The sequence below is a fragment of the Mangrovicoccus sp. HB161399 genome (assembly GCF_013184745.1).
Taxonomy (GTDB): Bacteria; Pseudomonadota; Alphaproteobacteria; order Rhodobacterales; family Rhodobacteraceae; genus Mangrovicoccus.
Map to the genome: position 1 here is coordinate 1 of NZ_JAATVU010000220.1, position 1,671 is coordinate 1,671.

General features: G+C 72.7%; 3 protein-coding genes. All 3 read right to left on the reverse strand.

Going from position 1 to position 1,671, the window contains the following annotated elements; translation table 11 throughout:
- Window positions 1-104: 104 nt before the first annotated feature.
- From HCC78_RS32425 to HCC78_RS32435, 3 genes are read right to left on the reverse strand one after another with little or no spacing between them, the layout of a single operon-like run.
- A complete protein-coding gene (locus tag HCC78_RS32425) occupies window positions 105-884 on the reverse strand; it encodes a peptidoglycan-binding protein (protein WP_172332802.1) in 780 nt (259 codons plus the stop codon).
- Window positions 881-1,165 carry a hypothetical protein gene (locus tag HCC78_RS32430; protein ID WP_172332789.1) on the reverse strand — a complete coding sequence of 95 codons (285 nt, stop codon included), beginning with the start codon at window positions 1,163-1,165 and terminating at the stop codon, window positions 881-883. Before HCC78_RS32430 ends, HCC78_RS32425 begins: the two co-directional genes overlap by 4 nt.
- Before the next feature lie 17 nt (window positions 1,166-1,182).
- Window positions 1,183-1,512: a hypothetical protein gene (locus HCC78_RS32435; protein WP_172332803.1), complete on the reverse strand. Its 330-nt coding sequence runs from the start codon at window positions 1,510-1,512 to the stop codon at window positions 1,183-1,185.
- Window positions 1,513-1,671 lie beyond the last annotated feature (159 nt).

The window sequence follows — 1,671 nt, forward strand, 5'->3', positions numbered from 1 at the left end:
CGGTGACCACCCATCCGGCCGGCAGCGCCTGCCCGCCGCCCATGTCGACGGACTGGATCCGGAGCGTCGTGCCCCGCACCTGCTTTTCCATTCCGAACCCCATGTCAGCAGCCGCGCATGGCCGCCTGGACGTGCATCCAGTCGCAGTCCCGGGCCCGCCCGAGGCTGCACCAGCCCTCGGCCTCCCAGGCGCTCCAGAACGGCACCGCGTCGCGCTGCGCGAGCCGCGCCGTCCGCTTGTCCGAGCGCAGCGCGTTGCGCACCGGGTCGAAGTCGATGGAGATGCCCCAGCTGTGCAGCGAATGGCGGTCGGCGCCGCGCATCTTGCGGGGGGCATAGTCGCCGCCGAAGAGGTCGATCCCGAGGTCGCGGATCTCCGCCCCGGTGTAGCTCGACGCGATCCGGCCGAGCGCGCGGGCGGCGCTGTCCGCGGCCTTCTCGTGGATCCAGAGGAAGGACCGCGTGGCCGAGGCGTTCCAGGCCAGCCGCATCACCCACGGCACAGGCACCTGCACCAGCGGCGGGCGGTAGCCGCCCTCCCGGCCCGGCAGGCCGTAGAAGGCGTCCAGCCGGTCGCGCCAGAGCGGATCGGCCGCGCCCGTCATCACCTCGACCGCGGCCGCGGTGCGCGGCCCCCACCAGCCGTCAACCGGCCCCGGGTCGCGCCCGGCGGCGCGCGCCTCGATCTGCAGGAACGCCGCCATCAGCCGCTCGGCCGGCAGGTCGGGCCAGAAGTCCGGCAGGTCCGCCTCGCGGCCATGGGCCCAGCCCATCAGCGCGCCGTGGGTGTCAGGGCCCATCAGCCCGTCATCGGCAAGATTCGGGTCGCCCGCGCGCAGCTGCCGCTGCGCCCAGGCGATGACATCGCGCGGGATCGGGATCACTTGAACAGCCCCCGTGCGAGGGCGCCCAGCTTCTCGGCAACAGGCGCAGAGGTGACGGCGGCCACCAGCGCGCCCTGCACGTTGGCATCGGTCAGGCTGATCGCGCGCTGCGGCGCCTTGCGCTGCCAGAGCGCCGCGCCGGTCAGCAGCACGGTGACCAGCTGCGAGGCGAGGTCGGCATAGGCCACGTCGATCTCGCGGCCGAGGATGGAGGACAGGACGGCGAAGAGCGCAAGCCAGCTGCTCCGCGCCTTCCAGAAGGCGAGCGGTTCGAGGTTCATCGGGTTCTCCGTTGTGGTCAGGGTTGCTCGGCCGAGAGGCCCTTCCGGACCTCGCGCAGCTCGATCAGGATGGCGGCCAGGGTCTGGTCCATGCCGTCGAGCCGTTGGGTGACGCGGGCAATCGTCAGCTGCCCGGCCTGCAGCGCGGTGCGCTGCTCCCGGATGTCGGCGTTGGTGACGCCCAGGGCGACCTCCAGCCGCCGGATGTCCGCGGCGTTGCGCGCCGTCTGCTCGCTGGTCTTCACCGCGAAGACGACGCCCGCACAGATCATACCCACCAGCGTCAGGATCGGGATGGTGCCGTTGAGGCGAAGCCCGCCATCGTCGGTCCGTTCGATCAGCGCCATGGGTCAGGCCTGCCCCGGCTCCTCGGGGGCGTAGATCGGCACCGTCACGGCACCATCGGCCCAGGCTTCCGCGGCCGGGAAGCACGAAGCCTGCGGCGCGTCCTGCGCGATCGGCAGCATGACCAGCGCTTCCAGCGCGCCATCGTCGCGCCGCGCCGA

Coding starts and splice junctions, on each gene's coding strand:
- HCC78_RS32435 (WP_172332803.1), bottom strand. CDS start 1,512: ATGGCGCTGATCGAACGGACCGACGATGGCGGGCTTCGCCTCAACGGC.
- HCC78_RS32430 (WP_172332789.1), bottom strand. CDS start 1,165: ATGAACCTCGAACCGCTCGCCTTCTGGAAGGCGCGGAGCAGCTGGCTT.